The sequence below is a fragment of the Bacillus gobiensis genome (genome assembly GCF_001278705.1).
Taxonomy (GTDB): domain Bacteria; phylum Bacillota; class Bacilli; order Bacillales; family Bacillaceae; genus Bacillus; species Bacillus gobiensis.
Map to the genome: position 1 here is coordinate 3,377,789 of NZ_CP012600.1, position 20,933 is coordinate 3,398,721.

18 protein-coding genes are annotated in these 20,933 nt (G+C 38.3%); 7 read left to right on the forward strand and 11 right to left on the reverse strand.

What is annotated here, in order from left to right; genetic code table 11:
* The first annotated feature begins 9 nt into the window (after window positions 1-9).
* From AM592_RS16920 to AM592_RS16930, 3 genes are all read left to right on the forward strand, one after another.
* Window positions 10-459, forward strand: coding sequence for a hypothetical protein (locus tag AM592_RS16920; protein ID WP_053604892.1), 450 nt, complete (start codon window positions 10-12; stop codon window positions 457-459).
* Window positions 460-586: 127 nt separating this feature from the next.
* Entirely contained in the window at window positions 587-1,126 is a 540-nt protein-coding gene (locus AM592_RS16925) for an NAD(P)H-dependent oxidoreductase (RefSeq protein WP_053604893.1), read from the forward strand.
* A gap of 18 nt (window positions 1,127-1,144) precedes the next feature.
* Complete coding sequence (locus AM592_RS16930; RefSeq protein ID WP_053604894.1) at window positions 1,145-1,465, forward strand: winged helix-turn-helix transcriptional regulator; 321 nt, start codon at window positions 1,145-1,147, stop codon at window positions 1,463-1,465.
* A gap of 607 nt (window positions 1,466-2,072) precedes the next feature.
* On the opposite strand, the gene AM592_RS16935 is transcribed toward AM592_RS16930, so the two are convergent.
* The 3 genes from AM592_RS16935 to AM592_RS16945 are packed head-to-tail and all read right to left on the reverse strand — an operon-like array spanning window position 2,073 to window position 4,156.
* Window positions 2,073-2,318 carry a YesK family protein gene (locus AM592_RS16935; protein WP_053604895.1) on the reverse strand — a complete coding sequence of 82 codons (246 nt, stop codon included), beginning with the start codon at window positions 2,316-2,318 and terminating at the stop codon, window positions 2,073-2,075.
* Between the two features lie 24 nt (window positions 2,319-2,342).
* A complete protein-coding gene (locus AM592_RS16940; protein WP_053604896.1) occupies window positions 2,343-3,065 on the reverse strand; it encodes a LytR/AlgR family response regulator transcription factor in 723 nt (240 codons plus the stop codon).
* Between the two features lie 14 nt (window positions 3,066-3,079).
* Window positions 3,080-4,156, reverse strand: coding sequence for a sensor histidine kinase (locus AM592_RS16945; RefSeq protein WP_158320319.1), 1,077 nt, complete (start codon window positions 4,154-4,156; stop codon window positions 3,080-3,082).
* A gap of 985 nt (window positions 4,157-5,141) precedes the next feature.
* Here AM592_RS16945 and AM592_RS16950 point away from each other — a divergent pair.
* The 3 genes from AM592_RS16950 to AM592_RS16960 all read left to right on the forward strand — a co-directional run bounded on the left by AM592_RS16950 (window position 5,142) and on the right by AM592_RS16960 (window position 8,253).
* Window positions 5,142-5,738 (forward strand): beta-class carbonic anhydrase, encoded by a 597-nt coding sequence (locus AM592_RS16950; RefSeq protein ID WP_053604898.1) that lies wholly within the window; start codon window positions 5,142-5,144, stop codon window positions 5,736-5,738.
* A gap of 301 nt (window positions 5,739-6,039) precedes the next feature.
* Complete coding sequence (locus AM592_RS16955; protein WP_053604899.1) at window positions 6,040-7,302, forward strand: SulP family inorganic anion transporter; 1,263 nt, start codon at window positions 6,040-6,042, stop codon at window positions 7,300-7,302.
* Window positions 7,303-7,857: 555 nt separating this feature from the next.
* Window positions 7,858-8,253, forward strand: coding sequence for a (deoxy)nucleoside triphosphate pyrophosphohydrolase (locus tag AM592_RS16960; protein WP_053604900.1), 396 nt, complete (start codon window positions 7,858-7,860; stop codon window positions 8,251-8,253).
* A gap of 40 nt (window positions 8,254-8,293) precedes the next feature.
* Here the strand turns inward: AM592_RS16960 and AM592_RS16965 are convergent, their stop codons facing one another.
* The gene (locus AM592_RS16965; RefSeq protein ID WP_053604901.1) at window positions 8,294-9,178 is read right to left on the reverse strand and encodes a D-psicose 3-epimerase; all 885 of its coding nucleotides are present in this window, start codon (window positions 9,176-9,178) and stop codon (window positions 8,294-8,296) included.
* A gap of 174 nt (window positions 9,179-9,352) precedes the next feature.
* Between AM592_RS16965 and AM592_RS16970 the strand changes: the two genes are divergently transcribed.
* Window positions 9,353-10,393: an aldo/keto reductase gene (locus AM592_RS16970; protein ID WP_053604902.1), complete on the forward strand. Its 1,041-nt coding sequence runs from the start codon at window positions 9,353-9,355 to the stop codon at window positions 10,391-10,393.
* Between the two features lie 323 nt (window positions 10,394-10,716).
* Here AM592_RS16970 and AM592_RS16975 read toward each other — a convergent pair whose 3' ends face one another.
* From AM592_RS16975 to mtnK, 7 genes are all read right to left on the reverse strand, one after another.
* Window positions 10,717-11,772 carry an LLM class flavin-dependent oxidoreductase gene (locus AM592_RS16975; protein WP_053604903.1) on the reverse strand — a complete coding sequence of 352 codons (1,056 nt, stop codon included), beginning with the start codon at window positions 11,770-11,772 and terminating at the stop codon, window positions 10,717-10,719.
* 331 nt (window positions 11,773-12,103) lie between these two features.
* Window positions 12,104-13,759 (reverse strand): ABC transporter substrate-binding protein, encoded by a 1,656-nt coding sequence (locus AM592_RS16980; RefSeq protein ID WP_082364144.1) that lies wholly within the window; start codon window positions 13,757-13,759, stop codon window positions 12,104-12,106.
* Between the two features lie 15 nt (window positions 13,760-13,774).
* Window positions 13,775-15,823: an ABC transporter ATP-binding protein gene (locus AM592_RS16985; protein WP_098945254.1), complete on the reverse strand. Its 2,049-nt coding sequence runs from the start codon at window positions 15,821-15,823 to the stop codon at window positions 13,775-13,777.
* A gap of 12 nt (window positions 15,824-15,835) precedes the next feature.
* Complete coding sequence (locus AM592_RS16990; RefSeq protein ID WP_053604905.1) at window positions 15,836-16,729, reverse strand: ABC transporter permease; 894 nt, start codon at window positions 16,727-16,729, stop codon at window positions 15,836-15,838.
* Window positions 16,726-17,670: an ABC transporter permease gene (locus tag AM592_RS16995; RefSeq protein ID WP_053604906.1), complete on the reverse strand. Its 945-nt coding sequence runs from the start codon at window positions 17,668-17,670 to the stop codon at window positions 16,726-16,728. The genes AM592_RS16990 and AM592_RS16995 overlap by 4 nt, the downstream gene beginning before the upstream one ends.
* Window positions 17,671-18,617: 947 nt before the next feature.
* Window positions 18,618-19,685, reverse strand: a complete 1,068-nt coding sequence (gene mtnA, locus AM592_RS17000; RefSeq protein WP_053604907.1) for an S-methyl-5-thioribose-1-phosphate isomerase — start codon at window positions 19,683-19,685, stop codon at window positions 18,618-18,620.
* Window positions 19,642-20,925 carry an S-methyl-5-thioribose kinase gene (gene mtnK / locus AM592_RS17005; RefSeq protein ID WP_098945256.1) on the reverse strand — a complete coding sequence of 428 codons (1,284 nt, stop codon included), beginning with the start codon at window positions 20,923-20,925 and terminating at the stop codon, window positions 19,642-19,644. The genes mtnA and mtnK overlap by 44 nt, the downstream gene beginning before the upstream one ends.
* Between the last annotated feature and the right edge of the window lie 8 nt (window positions 20,926-20,933).

Consider the following 20,933-nt stretch of genomic DNA (forward strand, 5'->3'; position numbering starts at 1 on the left):
AGTAAGAGTATGACTCAATATATCTACATCGCTTCGCCAATGAGACTGCCTACGGGTTCGTTTGGCTTAAACCCTGTATCGCCGGAACAACCAAATGTTTTTAAAACGGAATTAGATTTCACACATTTATATTTTGAAAATAATTACAATAGCGAAAAGAAAGCAAGATTTACCTATAGTGCCCACTTTTCATTCAAACATCAAGTAGCGGCCAGTCATAATTTCCTGCCGTTGAAATATCAAGTAAACGGGAATTCGATGGAAGAAAAGTGTTTAACTCTATTATATTCGTACCTTGAAGAAGCCGTTCAAGCTTCCGGAATTATTGAATATTTTACTAGTTTAAACGGGAAAGAATATCTGCCAATTTCACATAAACGAAGTATTCGATGGGCGGATATTAAGACAAGCTATGACCTCGTGATGGAAGACCTTGAATTTTGGGAGATTACTTTGTAGAGACCTTTATCCTCCCAATGGTACGAAAAAACGTACTAAGTACGAAAAAAATAAGTACTTTTTATTCTTATTTCAGCATGAAATAATCATTTTTAGTTAGAAAAACAAATCGAAAAGGATGATTGATATGAAAGTACTGGTTATCGTTGCACATCCTAATCTAGAGGAATCTCGAGCAAACCGCTCTTTTATGCATGAGTTGAGCAAGCACGAAGAGATTACAGTTGTGAATCTTTATCAAAAATACCCCGATTGGAGCATTGATATCGAGCAAGAGCAAGCATTACTATTAAAATATGATCGTATCGTTTTTCAATTTCCTTTTTATTGGTACAGTTGCCCTCCTCTCTTAAAAAAATGGTTTGATGATGTGTTGACGTACGGATGGGCATTTGGGTCGCAAGGCGATAAGCTAAAAGGGAAAGAGTTTATTATTGCAACCACAGCAGGGGGAACTGAAAGAGAATTCCGTGCTGGCGGGGATAATTGGTTTACAATTAGTGAATATTTCAGACCTATCCAAGCCACGCTATGGAAGTGCAACGGAAGCTTTCTCCCGATATTTGTCACATATAATGCAGATGCAGGTTTGGATGAATACATTTCATCAGAAGCGCGGAAATACGTGGAGCATATCCAAAGTTCACACAACGCAATGATTAAGTAGTCGATAAAAAGGGGGTTTATGATGGTAAAACAATCACTTAAATACCCAATTGAAGTTACCCTAAAAGTAATTGGAGGGAAATGGAAACCGTTAATTTTATTTATTCTTTCCGAAGAAGGAACAAAACGGTTTGGTGAGTTGAGAAAACAGTTGGATGGAATTACTCAAGGGATGTTAACGAATCAACTTAGGGAGTTAGAGCAAGATGGTTTGATTTACCGCGTAATATATAATGAAATCCCTCCTAAAGTTGAATACTCTTTAACGCCATACGGCGAGTCACTTGAACCCATTCTTAAAGCAATGTGCAGCTGGGGAAGCGATCACTTGCATCTTTGATATATGTAAGTTTGGTACTTTAGAAGAAAAGAGGGATTCCCTAAAACTTTATATTGGGGCATCCTTTTTTAAGTTTAAAACCAGGTTTGATCACTGGGGTAGAAACAGGAGAAAAATAGAAATTACAAACAAAAAAAACAGATGATAGAAAAAATATTATTGTAATTGGTTTATTTTGATTAACTCTTAGTTCTTTGATTCCTAAAACAAAAGCTAAGAGTGCAAAAGAAATGAGCACAAATGGGTACATTTCTGACATTGTATTCGTCATAAAACCTTAAATACCTAACAGTAATCTCAATATTAAACTAGTAACGTCTAGCAAAAAGAATCATTATACTTATACTACAAGGGCCATGGTTACAATATCGGTTATAGCATTAATTCTTCGTGAAAGTTATTTATCGGTGCTTGCGTTAAATTTCTTAATCATTCCAACTATTATTTTGGCCGTTCTAATTGTTTTTACATTAAAAAAACTAATATAACAACAAAGAGTCTTAGTCTTACCAATAAATAGATACTTGCTAGATTAAAAAGCTTTCATCATTCAAAAATATAGGATGTCTTTAAAGCTATGCTTTTGAGACACCTTCTTATTTTAAATCTAACCTTTAGAAAACCTTAAAAAACATATGAAAAAGAGGGAGATTATCGATGAGATAAGCAACGAAACACTAATAACACCGAGCCCCATTCCTTCCCATCTTCCAACAATAAAACTTACAATAAATAAGATAATACTTAATACCATAAATAGAATTCCGTATTGTAGCGAGGGTTTTTTATTAAAACTGATAGAAATTCCTATGATAATCGCGATAAAAAAAGCTGTCATTAGAATAAATGCCATTTCATCTTACCTCCGTATGTCGGTCTAATCTATCTGTAACCTCTTATACAAGCTAGATAAATAATTCCGGCTGACAAACGCCATCTTTGATGTATTTTTGAAAAATACAACATAAGTTTGACCCGAAGGCTCAATTCGGCTGATATGTTTGATATTAATAATGTAGCTCTTGTGGGTACGTATAAAGATAGACGGATCAAGTCTTTCCTCCATATTTTTCAAAGATTCCAATGTTCTGATTTCTTTAGTCGGTTTTCCAGCAACCATAATTTGGGTAGATTTATTTTCTGTACTAATAAATATAATTTCTTCTTGGTCTATAACTTCCACGATGTTCCGGCTTCGGATGCTTAACCGAGGAAGAAATTGCGTCGTTTGACTGGTTTCAAAAGACTTATCAATGCGCTTAAAGCATTGATATAAACGCTCATGGGAAAAGGGTTTGACAACATAATCAACAGCCTCGATCTCATACGCTTGAGACGCAAATTCTGTCGTTCCAGTAATAAACACAATGCGCAAGTCAGGAATTTGCAAACGTAACTCTTTGGCAATCGTGTATCCATCTCCATCCGGCATTTTAATATCCACAAACAAAACTTGCGGTCGCAGATTTTGTACATATTTTTTTGTTTCTTTTGCCGATTTTGCTTCAGCCATGATAGTAAATCCATTATATTTCATAAACTCGACTAGTTCATTTCGTATTTTCTCATTATCTTCGGCAACTACTACGGTATAGGACACTTCGGATCCTCCTTTCATTCCTTCTTTTTCGAAAAAGGGATAAAAACAGAAAATGTTGTTCCTGATTCCGGGTCACTTTCAACCTCAATATGACTCTGATATTTTAACGAAAGCCGTTTTGCAGTTAGCAAACCAATCCCTTTATGTCCTTCCTTGGTTGTATATCCTTCCTGGAAGATTATGCTCATCTTGTTCGCTTCAATCCATGAATTGAGGTTATGAACGTGAAAAACAACCATGCTGTTCATCATTCGGTCTATTGTTACCTTTATCATTCGCCTATTAGAAGGAACTTTTATTTCTTCCTCAATGGCGTTATCAAGAAGATTTCCCAGAATTTGTACCAGTTCAAAGGATTTAATTTCCATAGAAGGAATCGATGTATAAGCATCAATCTTCATCGTAACATGATGAACTTGTGCGATTTCTTTTTTTGCCTGAAATAATGCGCTCAGGGCAGTATGGTTTAAATGCAATATTGCCTGTTGCGATTGTAACTCAACATTCAATTCGTTTAGATACTCAGAAACTTCTTCGTATTCCTTCCGGTGGATTAACCCGGAAATCACCTGCATGTGGTTGTGATAATCATGCCGTTGAGCACGAACGGAGGAAATCAATTCCCCTATATTCCGTAGGTAAACTCTTTCAGTTTGTTCCATGGTTTGAAGTTCAAGTTTCTTTCCAAAAGAATATAGCAAAAACATGGTTATTCCCATAATTCCAATTGAAATCATCGAGATGATAATAAAATAATCCCCAGACTGTTGTGTCATTTTTAGATTTCGTATACTGATCAGGCTTATGAGCTCATCTTGAATGAGGAACACCCCCATTAGAAAGAGGAGGTAATTCGTAAACTCAGTATGTTGGACTGTAAACCATTTTAAGAAAGATATCTTTTTTAAATAGAAAAATAGTCCGATTAAAAACAGCAAAAAGTCAATACCCAACATGATGAGTAATTCCCTTACCGAGTATTCCAATTTATCCTTAAGGTAATAAAGAGAAGTGACATCACACAAATGAATCATTATGTTCTCTACCATTGATTGGATAGCTAATTGGGACAGGCTAATTAGAGCAGCCACACTCCACGAGAAGAGATAAAGATTTCTCAATAAAAAAATATTGAAAATAGCGTGAGCGATCATTGTCAACTCAATGGGAAATTTTAAGAACAATAATAACTTGAATAAAGATAAAAGACCAATAAAACAAACGGCATGTTTCTTGAAACGTGCCCAATCTATACCAAATATGGTGAAAACTAAAAACAAATAGACAAACGATTCAATTATGGAAAGAAAAAAAATCAACCTTCTGGTTCCCTCCTACACATGCATGAACTTTATCTTAAACAAATTCTTCATAATAGAGATCATTGGAACACTTCAACCACTTTTTAAATTTGTAAAGGTTCTTTGCGTTTGATTATGTTTTCACAATTATAAAGTAGTATTGTAAAGAAATTATGAATTTTTACAATAATTTGAAATATTTATGAGTTTTTATATTTCCCCTGAGAACACTCTCTACCTTATGACTTTCTTCTTATTTAAATGGATGTTCGATGTCTTTTCTTTAATCCTATTAGACTATTTATCTGACGGTCGAGGGAAAATGGACAGAAAATACCCCTCCTAAATTTGTTTACTTTCTGTTAAAGTTTGTTTACTTTTGTTGCGAGAGCCAGTCGATACCTATACTAACTTCTATTCTCCAAAATTAACATCATTAATCAGACTAATACTTTCACATATCTTCCTGAAAACGTTCTCTTACCCCGATAAATCATCTTGTTATCGCAGAATGATAGACTCTGGTTTTGCATACTGTACAATTTGAATCGTTGTACAATTCAATCTTACGATGTAGCTCTTACTGATCAGGCATTGCCTTTGACCAATTTAAAATCGTTTCCAAGGGAGGGTTAAACATATGTGTGTTTGTAATTTTGCCGGGTGAGAGGATGGAATGAATATTAGCAAATAGAAACGATAAAACCTGAAGAAACAAACCAATAAAATCAATAAAAAAATCTTTTTAAGCTAATTACGAAGGAGAGGAAAATCCATGTCTATTATTCAGAAAATTACGGAATTTAATAATTCCTTTGTAAACCAAAAAAATTATGAAGCATTTCAGACCTCAAAGTTTCCAGATAAAAAAATTGTTATTCTCACGTGCATGGATACTCGTTTGCTGGAACTACTTCCAAAAGCGATGGGTTTAAAAAACGGGGACGCGAAAATCATCAAGAATGCTGGAGCTGTGGTATCGCATCCTTTTGGCAGCATTATGCGCAGTATTCTTGTAGCTATATATGGATTAAAAGCTGAAGAAGTATGTGTGATTGGGCACCGCGGATGTGGAATGGAAGGCCTTGAACCTGGTTCCATTCTAGACAGCGCAAAGCAAAATGGTGTTAGCGAAGATCGAATTGATACTCTAGTTAATGCCGGTATTAATGTATCTGAATGGCTGACGGGTTTTGAATGTGTAGAGAAGAATGTGGAAAATAGTGTTCATTTGATTAAAAACCACCCTTTAATGCCAGAAAATATTTCCGTTCATGGTATGGTGATCTGTCCTGAAACAGGTAAATTAGATCTCATCACAGATGGATATAAACAGGCCAATTCTAAGAAATCCAACCCAGTCACTATGTAGTTTTTCTCAAGCAGCAAGTGATTGTTGTGCCTCCATTAATTGATGGTATTTGATTTTGCTTCAGGTAAAGTTGGGTATTGCCTCTACACTTCATTATTGGAGGCATGTTTTCTGCTTTTAAAATGAGAATTATTTTGTGGTGAATCTAAATAGAGTAAATATCTATAGTGTCCCTGTCACTGTGATAAGTCTTAACTCTCGTCATATTAACATTAATAATATTTACCGAAAATCCCATTGTTCGTATTAACTCAAGTTACAAAATAACCTTTTTAATAATTCAATTGGGAGGGTAACGTACGTGAACTTAGACGCGTTCAGAGACTATTCCTTACACAACTTAAAAAAAGATGTGCTATCAGGAACTGTTGTTGGTATTATAGCTATTCCATTGGGATTAGGGTTTGCGATTGCTTCTGGAACATCTCCTGTCACAGGACTTTATACAACGATTGTGGCCGGTTTATTGATTTCCATTTTAGGAGGATCCAGATTTCAGATTGGAGGTCCTACTGGTGCTTTTGTTCCGGTTTTATTGGGTATTATTTTGCAATTCGGATTTGAAAACTTATTAATTGCCGGGTTTATGGCTGGTATTTTGCTTATCATCTTTGGGCTATGCAAGGTAGGAAATTTAATCAAATTTTTTCCTCAGTCAATTATTATTGGTTTTCAGTCTGGTATTGCGGTTATTATATTCAGCGGTCAAATTCCAAACTTTCTAGGATTGCACAATATTGAAAAATACGAATATTTTCATTTAAATATCAAGGAAATAGTAGGAAATCTCTACCTTGTAGGCATCTATACTATAATCACTGCACTTCTTTGTTTACTGATTATTGTAATTGCGCAACGTTATTTTCCTAAAGTTGGAGGGATTTCCTATTTACTAGGCATCCTTGTCTCAAGTCTAGTTTCGTCTTTTTTCTATTCGAATCAAATAGAAACCATCGGTTCTATTTATGGGGAAATCCCACATCAATTACCTTTACCTGATTTTCCTAAGGTGACCATAGAAAAAATCATATATCTCTTGCCATCTTCCTTTGTAATTGCCATCCTTATTGGATTGCAATCTTTATTAACGGCTCGAGTTGCAGATGAAATGACTCGTTCAAAGCATAACAGTAAAAAAGAGCTAATTGGACAGGGCATTGTAAATATGGTTATACCTTTATTTCATGGAATTCCAGCGGCTGGGGAGGTAGCACGAACCGTCACAAATATCAAAAATGGTGGCTCATCGCCAATTGCAGGAATAACACATGCTTTATTCGTTTTATTAGTATTATTATTACTTGCACCCTATGCTTCCCATGTTGCGCTTGCTAGCCTAGCTCCGGTTTTGATGGTTGTGTCATGGAACATAAGCAAAAAGGAACAATTTGCTAGTATCCTAAAAGAAAAATCGGGACATTCATTGATTTTAATGGTTACCTTTTTGTTGACTGTTTTTGCTAATTTAACAATGGGAATTGGAGCAGGATTATGTCTTTTTGCCTTTATGTGTCTTAGAAAGAGAATGAAAGATAATCAAAAACAATTAAAGAAGGCCATTTAACGGACTTCATGCGACAAATGTTAGTCGGATAAGCAGGTGTCGTTGCCTTGGACGTCAGTCAACAATTTGCATTTAGAGAATGTAACGAGGTGTTTATCCGGCACGTACTACTTGACAGCGAGAGTGAAGAAGAAAAAAGAATTGGTTACCGACTAATCACCCCCATAATACGAACAGGAATCTGAGACTCTTACCCTATAAGCAATATTAAGGAGGTATTGATGATGTTTTGGTTGAGAAGTATTATAATTGCGTGTTTTTCGTTAACAGCCCTTAGTTTATTTCTGTATCAAGGAACAGAGATTATTCATGCAATTTCCGATTTCTTTCATAAAAAAAATTAAAAAACAACCCCATTCTCAGCAGTGGGGAAGGAAAAAGAATCTAATCATGAGCATAATGAGAATATGAATCTGAGGCTCTTATCCTGAGATTGATCATAAACAATACTAGGAAGGACTTTTCCAAAGAGGAAGTTAAACTATTTAATATAGTGGCTTATGTTATGTTCTTATCAAGAATCTCCCTCACGTGATTACAATTGGAGGGATAACATTGAAAAAAACCGTCAAGGTCGTCGCGGCCGTTATCGAAAATGATCAAAAAGAGATTCTCTGTGCACTAAGATCTCCGGAAATGAATAACCCGAATATGTGGGAATTTCCAGGAGGGAAAGTAGAGGCCGACGAAAATATCTTCTCCGCGTTAGTAAGAGAAATAAACGAGGAATTGAGCTGCCAAATTGAAACGAAAGAAATCCTAATTGAAAATCTCCATGAATATGACACGTTCATTATTAATCTAATCGTTATTAAATGCCGTATTGTTGAGGGAACTCCAACACCGAGCGAACATTCAAAATTAATCTGGCTTAAAAGAGAAAATCTTGATTCCTTAAAATGGGTGCCTGCTGACATTCCTGCGGTAAAACAATTACTATCGGAAAAATAGCCTCCTCGAAACCGAGAAGACTATCCTTTTCTAGTATCGATTAATGAGAAAATGTAGATTTCAAATAGTGCAATCCTTCTTTCAGCTGCTGGTCGATTTGTTCCTCATTCGCTTGGCCGCTAAGATCGCGCCAGATGCGAATGTCTTTCCCAATTGTTCCTTCAGGCTTCACAAACGGTTCAAAGACGATCCGTCCTGAATAATCAATATCCTTCAACGCTTGAAGAATGCTTGGCCAATCCAATCTTGACCCTGGACGAGGCACTTTTCGATTGTTTTCACAAACATGAAAATGACCAATATTTTGTCCGGCTCGACGAATTGCTGCGGGAATGTCGTCTTCTTCTATGTTCATATGAAAGGTATCCAGCAATAGAGAACAGTTCGAATGGTTTAAGCTTTCCTGAAAAGCAACCCCCTCATCCACACTGTTCATCAGCCACTGCTCAAAGCGGTTAACAAGCTCCAAGGAACAATGAATACCGTAGAAGACAGCGGTTTCTAAAACCACCTCTAACGATTCTTCCGCCCGAACCAACGCATTCTTTTTATCATCCATCGTTTTGACTTCTTTGTACATGGCCGGCCAATCACTGTATAAAATGCCGCTTAACTGGCTTCCGCCCATTTGATACACCGATTCGATAAGCTGCTGAATGTAGCGAATCCCTTTTATCCGGGTAGTATCATCTGGAGAAGTAAGATCCAAATCCGGTGATAAACCCAAGCAATAGGTCAGCTCGATGTTATGGTCAGCTGCAATGCGTTTTACCTCGTTCATTTCCTGTTGGTCCTGCTCCATCAATCCTGGAAATGGCCCTACTTCCAACACATCAAAACCAAGATTTGCGGCCTTGGGGATTAGCGGTTTGATATCGGTATCCCACTCCTGTGTCCAGTACCCAAAATGAATGCCATACTTCATTTTATCCACCACCTTTGTTTAAAAACATATCTACTCTGGACTTTTCCATTTAATTGAACCGTTTAAACATCTCCATGCATTTCGGGTGGTAGAATACATAATTCTTGACCTCGAGTGCACTCTAGGCTCTAGACTAAAAAAGAAGCCAAATCATAACGAAAAGGAGCAGTAAACATGAGATATAAGCTGTTAGGGAATAGCGGATTACGAGTGTCGGAGCTTGCTCTTGGAACTATGACGTTTGGAGAGGATTGGGATCTAGGAACTTCAAAAAGTGAAAGCCAAGACATGTTTAACCTGTTTGTAGAAGCCGGCGGCAATTTCATTGATACTGCCAACTTCTATACCGATGGATCAAGTGAGGCATTTCTAGGTGAGTTTATCAAACCGGTCAGAGAGCAAATAGTACTTGGTACGAAGTATACGTTAACGAATCGGAGTACCGACCCCAATGGCGGAGGAAATCATCGGAAAAATTTGGTTCAGTCCGTTGAAAGCAGTTTAAAAAGGCTGCAAACCGATTATATTGATTTACTGTGGCTCCACGCATGGGATTTTCTCACACCTGTTGAAGAAGTCATGCGGGCGTTAGATGATTTAGTACGAGCTGGCAAGGTGTTGTATGTCGGGATTTCTGATACACCTGCTTGGATCATTTCCCAAGCGAATACGTTAGCTGCTTTACGTGGATGGACTCCATTCATCGGACTGCAAATTGAATACAGCTTGTTGCAGCGAGCGCCGGAAAGAGACCTATTGCCTATGGCAAAAGCGTTCGATATCGGAGTCACCGCATGGGCGCCGATTGCGGGCGGGGCGCTGACAGGCAAGTATTTGAATCAATCAGAGGATGCAAATTCAGAGTCTAAACGGCTTTCTCAGGACAACCCTCGTTTAACTCAAAAAAATAAAGAAATCGCGAAGCTTGTTGTGGAAATCGCCAATGAAATCGACAAATCTCCGGCACAAGTGGCCATCAATTGGGTACGCCAGCAATCTGACCAAATCATTCCGATCGTTGGCGCAAGAAAAGCAACTCAGCTAAAAGATAATTTGGATAGCTTGAATTTCACATTAAGCGCAGATCATCTCAAACAACTCGATGAAGCAAGCAAAATCGAGTTAGGCTTTCCACATGACTTTCTTAAAACGGACCACGTACGAAGTGTGATTCATGGAGAAACTTTTTCGTTAATTGATAACCATCGGAAATAATACTTTAGAACAAAATCGCTAACGCGACTTAAACGAGTCCCAAGTAGAGAACTCACTTGGGACTATTATTCGCCCTAAGCATTGTACCACCACAAAAGGACATTCAACCTTAACTTCTTCGTGTTTCTTTTTTAAGAAGCCAATAGATGGGGGATGTCCTTAAACCTCGGTGATTCTTTTGTCTAGATTAATAAGAGGAAGAAGCGTTACAAGGAGGTACAACCTGTTTTTTATTTATACGTCGAATTCTCTAACCCAATACCTGATGATATTACATAGTTCTGCCAATGAAAGGATTAGACACTTTTTTAGGAATGAACACTTTATATCAGTGTTGGCCGTTTACTGTCCCATACTGTGCTTGGGATCTCACGTCGCAACACCGGCATAACTTCAGTGGCGAATCTCTCGAGTTGCTCTCGCTGCTCATTTTTACTTAATCCCTCTACACTAATACTTTGCACTTGATGTCCGTAAGCCTCGTAGTATTTTAAAATCTTCTCGATCACTTGATCAGTACTGCCAACTAGTGCAGATCCGTTTTGAATGTGATCTTCCAGATCTCTAAAAGGCGGTTGATTGAACCTCGATGCTTCTGTATTCATATGGGCATCATAATACGGGCGATAGCGTTTAATTGCTTCTTCCGTAGTATTTGCCAAATACAAGCCTCTTGCGCCTGATCCGACTACTGCCTGTTTAGGATCATGGCCATAATAAGCTAGACGTTCGCGATAGTGATCAATTAACGCTTTGTACTTAGCCATCGGATGAAACGTATTCGATGAAAAAATAGGTTCGCCATACTTCGCAGCAAGCTCAGTAGAAAGCGGACTTGATGCACTGCCATGCCACACTGGAATTTGTTTTTGAAAAGGTCTAGGTTTTGTGGTTACATTGTTTATAGGCGGGCGATATTTCCCCTCCCAAGTGACGCCTACTTCATTCCATAAGAGCTTCAGAAGCTTATACCGATCTGCAAGAGATTCCCATTGCTCCTCCTCGGTAATCCCGAAAAGCGGATAATGTCGCGGATCGTTCCCTTTACCAATTATTACATCTAGTCGTCCGCCTGAAAGATGGTCTAGTGTAGCATAATCTTCAGCCACACGTACCGGGTCAAGCACGCTCAGAACCATTACTGTAGTCAACAAACGGATTTTTGAGGTCTGAGCTGCAATGGCCGTCAGCGTCACTGCCGGTGAGGAAGACAAGAATGGTGCACCATGACGCTCACCCACCCCATAGCCATCAAAACCAAGTTCTTCAGCGAGAACAGCCTGATTTAGCACGTTTTGAAACATTTGTTGCTCAGTAAATACTTCTCCGGTCACGCCGTTTGGGTGATTACTCAAAAGGCTAATCAAAACAAATTTCAACTTTTAAACCCCCTTCATATTATTTTGTTATCTATTGATTAACCGGTTTCATATTTTTTGTCTTTAATAAAGTGAAACTTCAATCAGTGGGGGGGTCGACGCATAGGATATGCTAGTGAAGGCGCCCGCACAGGACGCCTGAGCTTTTAGCCTTCGTACATTCGTCCCCCACTGATTGTTAGTTGAACCAATCGGACTTTTACGGGATAAACGTTTGATTAATAAAATCCTGTATGATATGTGATGCAGTCTCTATTTTTCATTGAATAACTAAGCTAAACACCTATCATACAGGTGACCTGTGTTTTTCAACACGATTCTGGAATTCCTCCTATTTTTGTAAATTCACATCAAAAAATAAAGGATAGCCAAGCGAATCAAACTTTAGCCCCTGCACTTTTTTAGCTGCAGCAACTGTATATGGGAAATCATAAATTGGAATAACCGCAACCTGATCAATTAATTTTTGTTGCACTTGCTTATAGAGATCCGCCCGTTTTTCTTTATCTAATTCTACAGCGGCATTCTCTAACCAAGTATCGATTTCCTTATCTTTTATCCAACTAAGATTAAGTCCTCCCGTATCACGAGTTTTTTGAGAATGATAAAAAAGAGTTAAGTCATCAGGATCTAAAGCCACTCGGCTGTTTCCACGAAGATCGTATCCTTTTGCATCCTTCAGAATACTCAATGGATCATTTGTTGTAATAAGTTCCACTTGTACGCCTACTTCTTTTAATTGTTGTTGAACCATTAGTGAAATATCTTGTCTTTTCTCACGATTGATAGCATCGTTAAGTATACGTAAAGTAAGTGTTTTTCCATCTTTTTTACGTAATCCGTCAGATGCTTTTTCCCAACCCAATTCATCAAATAATTGGTTCGCTTTTTTCACATCATATGAGTCTTTATTTTCGAGACTCTTATCATAACCAAAGGTAATAGGCGCCAGTGAAGACCATGCTCTTTTATACGTTCCCAAGTATAATGTATTCACAATCGTCTTTACATCAATAGCTGCCTTTAAAGCTTGTCTTGCTTTTACATCATCCCAAGGTGCCGTCGTTTGATTGATAAACAACGTATAGGGAAGTCCTCCTGTAGCTGCCTCAAGAATGTTTAATTGATTATTCGCTTTGATTGAAACTACATCTTGTGGAGGTACAGTTTCAATCGCATTCACTTGCCCGCTTTGGACACTTCCAATTCGAGTTGCCTCTTCAGGTATGATTTTAAAAACAAGTTTATCCAAATAGGCCGGGCCATCATGTTCAGCAAAAGGGTATCCTCCATGATAATTTTCATTCTTCTCCAGTACAATCCGATCATTTTCTACTTGTTCAACAAATTTAAAAGGACCTGACCCTACGGGATGGGCATTGAATTGATCTCCATACTTTTCTGCAGCTTCTTGTGAGACAATGGAGAGATTTGTATGAGCTAATAGAGTTAAAAATGTAGCCGATGGTTCAGATAAGTTAATTTTTATTGTATAGTCATCTAATATTTCTATAGATTTAAATTTTCCTAGATAGGACGCTGCAGTTGTAGCTCTTGTTTTTGGATTTAATATTCTTTCAAAATTATATTTCACCACTTCGGCATTAAATTTAGAACCGTCGTGAAAAGTGACATCGTCTCTTAATTTAAATGTGTAAGACTTTTGATCTTCAGAAATATCCCATTCTGTAGCAAGCCAAGGCTCAATCGTATTATCTTTAGACTGATATACTAACGTTTCAAAAATACTTTTAAGTACCCTGTACGAAACTGCAAAACCACTTGCTTGGGGATCCAAAGTATCCGGAGGAGTGGATAATGCATATGTAAATTCTCCACCAGACACTGGCTTACTCGACTTACTTTCTTCTGTACCTATAGTTGATGAGTTCGAATTACCAGCATTAGAGCAACCGGCTAAAAGAAACAGGAGGCATGCAATTTGAATAAGTATTTTCTTGTGTGGCTTGTTTCTTGTAATCATCATATTCATCCCTTCAAACTATGAAATAACTTTCTTTTCGTTATCAAAAACTAATGAAGAGTAATGGCATGCAACATGGCGTCCTGGTTTAAATTCTTTTAATTCAGGCACCTCCTCGCTACAACGCTCCGTCGCAAACGGACACCGCGTTCGGAATCGGCAGCCTGAGGGCAAATTAACCGGAGATGCAATTTCTCCTTGAATGGAAACAACGTTCTTCTTTAGATTCGTCGGATCAGAATGAGGAATAGACCTTATTAACGCTTCTGTATAGGGATGAGCAGGGCGGTTAAATAACTCTTCACTAGGAGCAATTTCAACTATTTTCCCTAAGTACATCACACCTACCCGATCAGAAATATGACGTACAATATTTAAGTTATGTCCGATAAATAGATACGTTAGCCTCAGCGATTGCTGCAGCTCTTTTAACAGATTAATAATTTGTGCTTGCACTGAAACATCTAATGCCGAAACCGCTTCATCAGCTAAAATAAATGATGGATTTACAGCAATTGCTCTTGCTATACCAATCCTTTGCCGCTGTCCGCCTGAGAACTCATGAGGATAACGTTGATGCCAATCAGGATTAAGTCCCACTTTTGTTAAAAGCTCTTTCACTTCTGTTTCTATTTGTTTCGTTGCCTTTCTTTTTTGATGTACTTTTAACGGTTCAGCAATAATTTCACCGATGGTCCAGCGTGGGTCAATGGAGCCATAAGGGTCTTGAAAAATCATTTGCATATTTTTCCGGATTTTTCTCATTTCCGAGTTTTTCAACTGTAACAATGATTGTCCTTGAAACAACACATCACCTGATGTCATTTTTTCCAGTTGAAGAATCGCTCGACCTAATGTCGATTTTCCACTCCCAGATTCACCTACTAACCCAAATGTCTCTCCTTCTTTAATGGAAAATGACACTTGATCTACGGCTTTAATCTGTTTACCTGATTGTTTTAAAGCGTAATATTTACTTAGTCCCTTAATCTCAAATAAATCTTTTTTCTCGATGACTTCTCCAGGTTCTTCCTCTTCTTTAGATTCCTTCACCCGTAAAGGAGAATGGTTAACCGTTTCTTGCTCAAACCAATTTTTATCCTCCACCAACTTCTCTGTATACCAACAAGCACTGTACCGATCATTTACAAAAAATAATGGAGGACTTTCCGCTTGACACTTTTCTGTAGCAAAAGGGCATCTTGGATGAAACCTGCATCCTATCGGCATTTCTGAAAGGTTAGGAATCGAACCTTCAATTGAATAAAGCTTTCGTTTCTCTTTCTTCGGGATCGATTGTAAAAGGCCGCGAGTATAAGGATGATGTGGTTTTTGAAATAGCTGCTGAACAGTCGCTTCTTCCACTATTTTCCCTGCATACATCACAATAATTCGGTCGGCTAGCTGTGCGGCAACACCTAAATCATGTGTCACTAGAAGAATTGCCATATTAAACTCTGTTTTTAACTCATTTAATAAATCAATAATTTGTGCTTGAATAGTTACATCCAAGGCCGTCGTTGGTTCGTCGGCAATCAGCAGCTCCGGTTCACACGCAAGCGCCATCCCAATCATTGCCCGTTGCAATATGCCACCTGATAATTCATTAGGATATTGCTTCATTCGTATATCGGGTTCAGAAATTCCCACCCTTTTTAGTAAAGTAACTCCCTTTATCCACGCTTGCTTTTTTGTAACATTTGTATGTTGAAGAATTATCTCTGTAAGCTGTTGCCCGATCGTAAAAACGGGATCAAAAGCCGCTAGCGGTTCTTGGAATACCATAGATATTTTTTTCCCGCGTACTCGATTTAGGTTTTTTTTAGACATTGTAACTAAATCATCTTGATTAAATAAAATTTGGCCATTCGATATCTTTCCATTTTCGTAATCAATTAATCTCATAATGGCTTTAGAAGTAACTGATTTCCCACTTCCTGATTCTCCAACTAAACAAACCGTTTCACCAGGTCTTATAGTAAAGTTGACATCCGATATGGCTTCTAATAAGCCTTTTTTTGTCTTAAAATCTACTGTTAAGTCTTGGACATTTAATAACGTACTCAACAATATCCCCCCTTAAGCTATTCTTTTTTTCGGATCAAAATAATCACGAAGACGATCACCAATTATATTCACCGATAGAACAAACATCGAAATAGCTAAACCAGGAAAAGTCGCAATCCACCAGGCTGCAGCTAAATAACCTCTGCCTTGAGATAATAAAGCTCCCCAATCTGGGATCTCACTCACAACACCTAGTCCAAGAAAACTTAAACCTGCTCCCGTTAAAATAGCTACGCCGAGACCATTGGAAGCCATTACTAACAAAGGAGGATAAGAATTTGGCAAAACATGGTTCAAAAAAATCATAATATTAGACGTACCAATTGATTTTGATGCTAATACATATGGCCGATTTTTCACGCTAACAATCTGACCACATATAACTCTTGCATAGCTTGGTAACGAAGCAAGTGAAACCGCCAGTACAATGTTTAAAAAGTTGGCACCGAGCGCAGCTGCAAATGCTAATGCCAGTAACAAACCAGGAATCGTCTGTAAAATTTCAATCAACCTCATAAAAATCATATTCACAATTCCTCCAACATGGCCGGCAATAGCTCCAATTAAACTGCCAATTATCCCTCCAACTAACACGGCTGAGAAACCAATTAATATGGAATAGCGGCTGCCATATACAACGACACTAAAAACATCTCTTCCAAAATAATCTGTTCCAAACCAATGATTTGCTGAAGGAGACTGCAATATTTGATCTGAAAACATTTCAGTAGGAGAATAAGGGGCAATCCATTGCGGTACGATGGCACAAATCGTTAAAAAAACGATAATAGATACCGCTAAATAGATAAACAAATTTTCTAAGCCCCAAAATTTAAGACGAAAAAATTTTCGTTGAGGTACAGAAGCCATTTTTTGTTTCACGAGTACTGAATTTGCTTCTCTCATTTGCTGAAACCTCCTAACTGGCTACGTCTAATTCTCGGATCAATCAATGAATATGAGATGTCTACAAGCAAGTTAATGGAAACATATATAATTGCTGAAAAGAAAACCACACCTTGTACAACTGGTAAATCTTTCGCCATTATGGCATCTGCGACAATGCGGCCGATTCCTTGCCTAGCAAATACCGTTTCAATAACGACAGCACCTCCTAAAAAATCTCCAATAATAATTCCAATCATTGTAATTGCAGGAATAAGTGCATTCCGTAAAGCATGTCGATACATCACTAACCGTTCGGAAATTCCCTTGGAACGCAGAGTTAAAATAAATGATTCATTTATCACTTCAAGCATACTGTTTCGAACAATCCGAACAATAAAACCAGCCCCTACTAATCCTAGTGTTACAGCAGGCATAACTAACGTACTAAAACCATTTGATCCCATTGCTGGAAACCATCCTAATTGAATCGAAAAAATCAATATTAATAAAATGCCTGACCAAAACGTAGGCATTGATATTCCAACTAAACCAACGATTCTCGCCATATAATCAATAAGGCTATTATGATGAATAGCAGCTAAAACTCCTAACGTAACTCCTATAAAGATGGCAATGGCAGCACTTGCTATCGTTAACATGATCGTTGCCGGAAGTTGAGCAAAAATTTTCTCAATAACGGGCTCACCATTTATGATGGACTGACCAAAATCGCCTTGAAACAAGTTCGTTATATAATTAAAAAATTGCACATGAAACGGTAAATCTAATCCAAGCTCTTTTCGAAGATTTTCGGCTATTTCTGGATTAGATCCATTTTCAGCTAACAACTGATCGACTACATCACTGGGCAAAAAATAATTAATAGAAAAAACTAAAAACAAGGAACCTAGTAATACGATACATGCGGTAATACCTCTGTTTACTAGTAATCTTTGCATCATTAGCATCTCCGTTTCCCAAACTTGTAATTGTTCATCTAAAACTTGAGTGGAGTATAATCAAAATATCTCTAAAACCCTTTATTCACATCTAAAAAATATGATTTAACCTATACTTCCCCTACTCCCTAAACTTTTCTAGCCCTTTTTCAAGATATTTAAACCTTCCTCTGTTACGCCTACCACTTAACCAAGATAGAAAAAATTAACAATTTATTATAAAAAAAAGGAACTTCTATATTCAGCTATCTCCATTGATCTTCGAAGTCTTTTTAGTTATTCGCGGTACCGCACTGTAACGCATCGTGGATAAAAGAGGTCCATCTAATGCTTTTCCAATGCAAGGATCGACTCGACTCTAGTGTTAAAATAGATAACACATGGATGGTGCTCTGAAACCCCAAAACATGTATATCCCTATTCTTCCGCTTTTTACACTAGATTGGATTGTTTGCTTCAGGTCCAAGAATAATTGGCCATTTGATATTATTTACAAAGCTAATCACTCATAATTGCTCTTACCAAATTGAAATTCATACTTAACAGGTGTGAATAATATGTTTTATTGAAATTTATCCTATCACAGCAAACCTGATTTTGGCAATACTTTATCTGATAGAAAAAATTATCGATATAAGATTGTTCTGTCCAGCAATATAAAATATGAGATATAAGTTATTAGGGAACAGTGGATTACGAGTGTCGGGGCTCGCTCTTGAAACGATGACGTTTGGAGAGGGTTTGGGATCTAGGGACTTCAAAAGTGCTTTCCACATGACTTTCTTAAAACGGACCATGTACGAAGTGTGATTCATGGAGAAACTTTTTCGTTAATTGATAACCATCGGAAATAACAGTTCTGTTAACGAAAAAAACGGCGGAGCAGGTGCTTCGCCACTTTAATTTATATTAAATACTATTGTTTAACCAGTATAATTCTCCCACTATCAATCCTTCGTACGCAAATAAGCCAAACTTTCTTGATACGGAGGATAGGCAATTCCTTTTTCTGTGACGATTCCCGTAATCAGCTCATGGTCCGTAATGTCAAACGCAGGATTATAAGCCTTCACATTTTCAGGAGCCATCGGCTTTTCGTACCACGTTGTCGTGATTTCTTCCGGCTTTCGCAGCTCGATGGGGATGTCCTCTCCTGTTTTACATTCGAAATCGATCGTCGATAATGGAGCGCATATATAAAACGGAATTCCGTAATGCTTTGCCAATACAGCCAAGCCGGAGGTACCGATTTTATTGGCAGTATCGCCATTAGCAGCTACCCGGTCACATCCGGTTAGAACGGCCTGCACCTTTCCTTCTTTCATGACATGCGAGGCCATATTGTCACAAATTAAAGTGACGTCGACACCAGCCTCCTGCAGTTCCCAAGCGGTTAGCCGCGCCCCTTGGAGAAGCGGCCTCGTTTCATCCGCGAATACTTGAAAATCATACCCCTGCTCCTGTCCTAAATAAATCGGCGCAAGCGCTGTACCGTACTTAGCCGTGGCTATTGTTCCCGCATTGCAATGAGTTAAAAGTCCCCAGCCAGGCTGAAGCAAGGAAAGGGCATGCTCGCCTATTGAGTAGCAAATTTTCTCATCTTCCAATCGAATGCTTTCCGCTTCATCCCTTAGCGCATCCTTTATCTCCTGTACGCTTTTTTCCGCTTCTTTTTTTAACCGTTCTTCCATTCGATTTAATGCCCAGAACAAATTCACAGCCGTTGGACGCGAAGATGCAAGATATTGCTTTACTGCTTGAAAATCCGCAGATAATTCAGAAAATGTTGCAGCATTTGATTGCTTTGTTCCTAAATAAACTCCATATGCTGCGGCAATTCCAATCGCAGGCGCTCCCCGAACCTTCAGCCGGTAAATGGCGTCCCAAATTTCTTCCACCGTGGTCAGCTGCAAAAAGACTTTTTCATTTGGCAAAAGTGTTTGGTCTAATAAAATAAGCGCATTCTGTTCATCATCGAGCTGCACGGATTGAATCGCCGCTACTGGTGTTGTCATGGCTGCTTACTCCTTCCTTATACAGGCGGACGCTATCACGTAATCGATTGAAAAAATCGTTTCCCGTTCGAATCTCAGACCGCTTAAGAATAAAGGCTTTCCCTGCTGTTAAGCAAATTTTCTCTGCTGTGACACGGTCTGACTGCTCGGCAATTGATGTCATATCTTTGACATGAGCGATTCCGATAATTCTTCTGCACAGCTCAAGCCCTGTTACAGCTACGGCATCTTCGATGATGGCATCTAAATAAATTTCTTTAAAGCCAGGCAAAACAGCTGTTTGCTCTGTCGCTTTTTCATCCCACAGCTGCAGAAATTTTTCCTGAAACAGTTCAATGACATCTTTGATCGTTTGTTCCAAGTAGCTTAAATAATCCGCTCTTTCCTTATCGTCTTCTATCGTAAAAGCTGCATTGACATAAGCGAATATCAAATTCGCAATCAAATTGCCGACATCATATCCAGCCGGACCGTAAAAAGCAAACTCCGGATCAATCACTTTTGTCGAATCTTCTTTAATAAAAATCGATCCTGTATGAAGGTCACCATGAAGCAACGACTGTGCCTTTGTCATAAAATCAAACTTCAGCTTCGCCGTTTCAAATTTTAATTGATGGTCGTTCCAGATCGTTTCGCGAACAAACTCGCGAGTCCCTTCAAATACATCGTTTTGCTCGCAATCGTAAAATGGTTCAGTGTAAACCAAATCCTCGCTTATTTCGCAAAGCTCCGGATTCGTGAACTTTTTGACTAATTCCTTTTTCGCCTTATGCTCCTGCACGACATCTGACGTGAGCAGCAGCGTGTTTGCTAGGAACGTCGTGATATGCTCCGCAAATAAAGGGAACTTCTTATGGTTTAAAAGGGCCGATCGCAAAATTTCATGATCAGACAAATCCTCCATGAGGCAGCAATTCATGATCGGATCATAGGAATAGAATACCGGGACGAAATCAGGAGCAAGCTCTCCGTAAAGCGTTAAAATGTCACTTTCAATCCGATTTCGATCCGGCGACACTTTAAATTGGTCGGAAATACGCGCTACCGGTCCCGCCTGCTTCAAAATAATGGACTGATCACTCTTTCGATCCACGACTCGAAATACATAATTCAGGTTTCCATCACCAATTTCCTGGCAATGGAGATCTGCATTCTCCCCAAAGAAACCGCCCTTTTGTTTGATATATTCCAGGGCATCCTGTTCATTCATCGTAAAATAAGCAGATGTAAAATCCTTCAAAGCATTCC

Coding starts and splice junctions, on each gene's coding strand:
- AM592_RS16920 (WP_053604892.1), top strand. CDS start 10: ATGACTCAATATATCTACATCGCTTCGCCAATGAGACTGCCTACGGGT.
- AM592_RS16925 (WP_053604893.1), top strand. CDS start 587: ATGAAAGTACTGGTTATCGTTGCACATCCTAATCTAGAGGAATCTCGA.
- AM592_RS16930 (WP_053604894.1), top strand. CDS start 1,145: ATGATGGTAAAACAATCACTTAAATACCCAATTGAAGTTACCCTAAAA.
- AM592_RS16935 (WP_053604895.1), bottom strand. CDS start 2,318: ATGGCATTTATTCTAATGACAGCTTTTTTTATCGCGATTATCATAGGA.
- AM592_RS16950 (WP_053604898.1), top strand. CDS start 5,142: ATGTCTATTATTCAGAAAATTACGGAATTTAATAATTCCTTTGTAAAC.
- AM592_RS16965 (WP_053604901.1), bottom strand. CDS start 9,178: ATGAAGTATGGCATTCATTTTGGGTACTGGACACAGGAGTGGGATACC.
- AM592_RS16970 (WP_053604902.1), top strand. CDS start 9,353: ATGAGATATAAGCTGTTAGGGAATAGCGGATTACGAGTGTCGGAGCTT.
- AM592_RS16980 (WP_082364144.1), bottom strand. CDS start 13,759: ATGATGATTACAAGAAACAAGCCACACAAGAAAATACTTATTCAAATT.
- AM592_RS16990 (WP_053604905.1), bottom strand. CDS start 16,729: ATGAGAGAAGCAAATTCAGTACTCGTGAAACAAAAAATGGCTTCTGTA.
- AM592_RS16995 (WP_053604906.1), bottom strand. CDS start 17,670: ATGCAAAGATTACTAGTAAACAGAGGTATTACCGCATGTATCGTATTA.
- mtnA (WP_053604907.1), bottom strand. CDS start 19,685: ATGACAACACCAGTAGCGGCGATTCAATCCGTGCAGCTCGATGATGAA.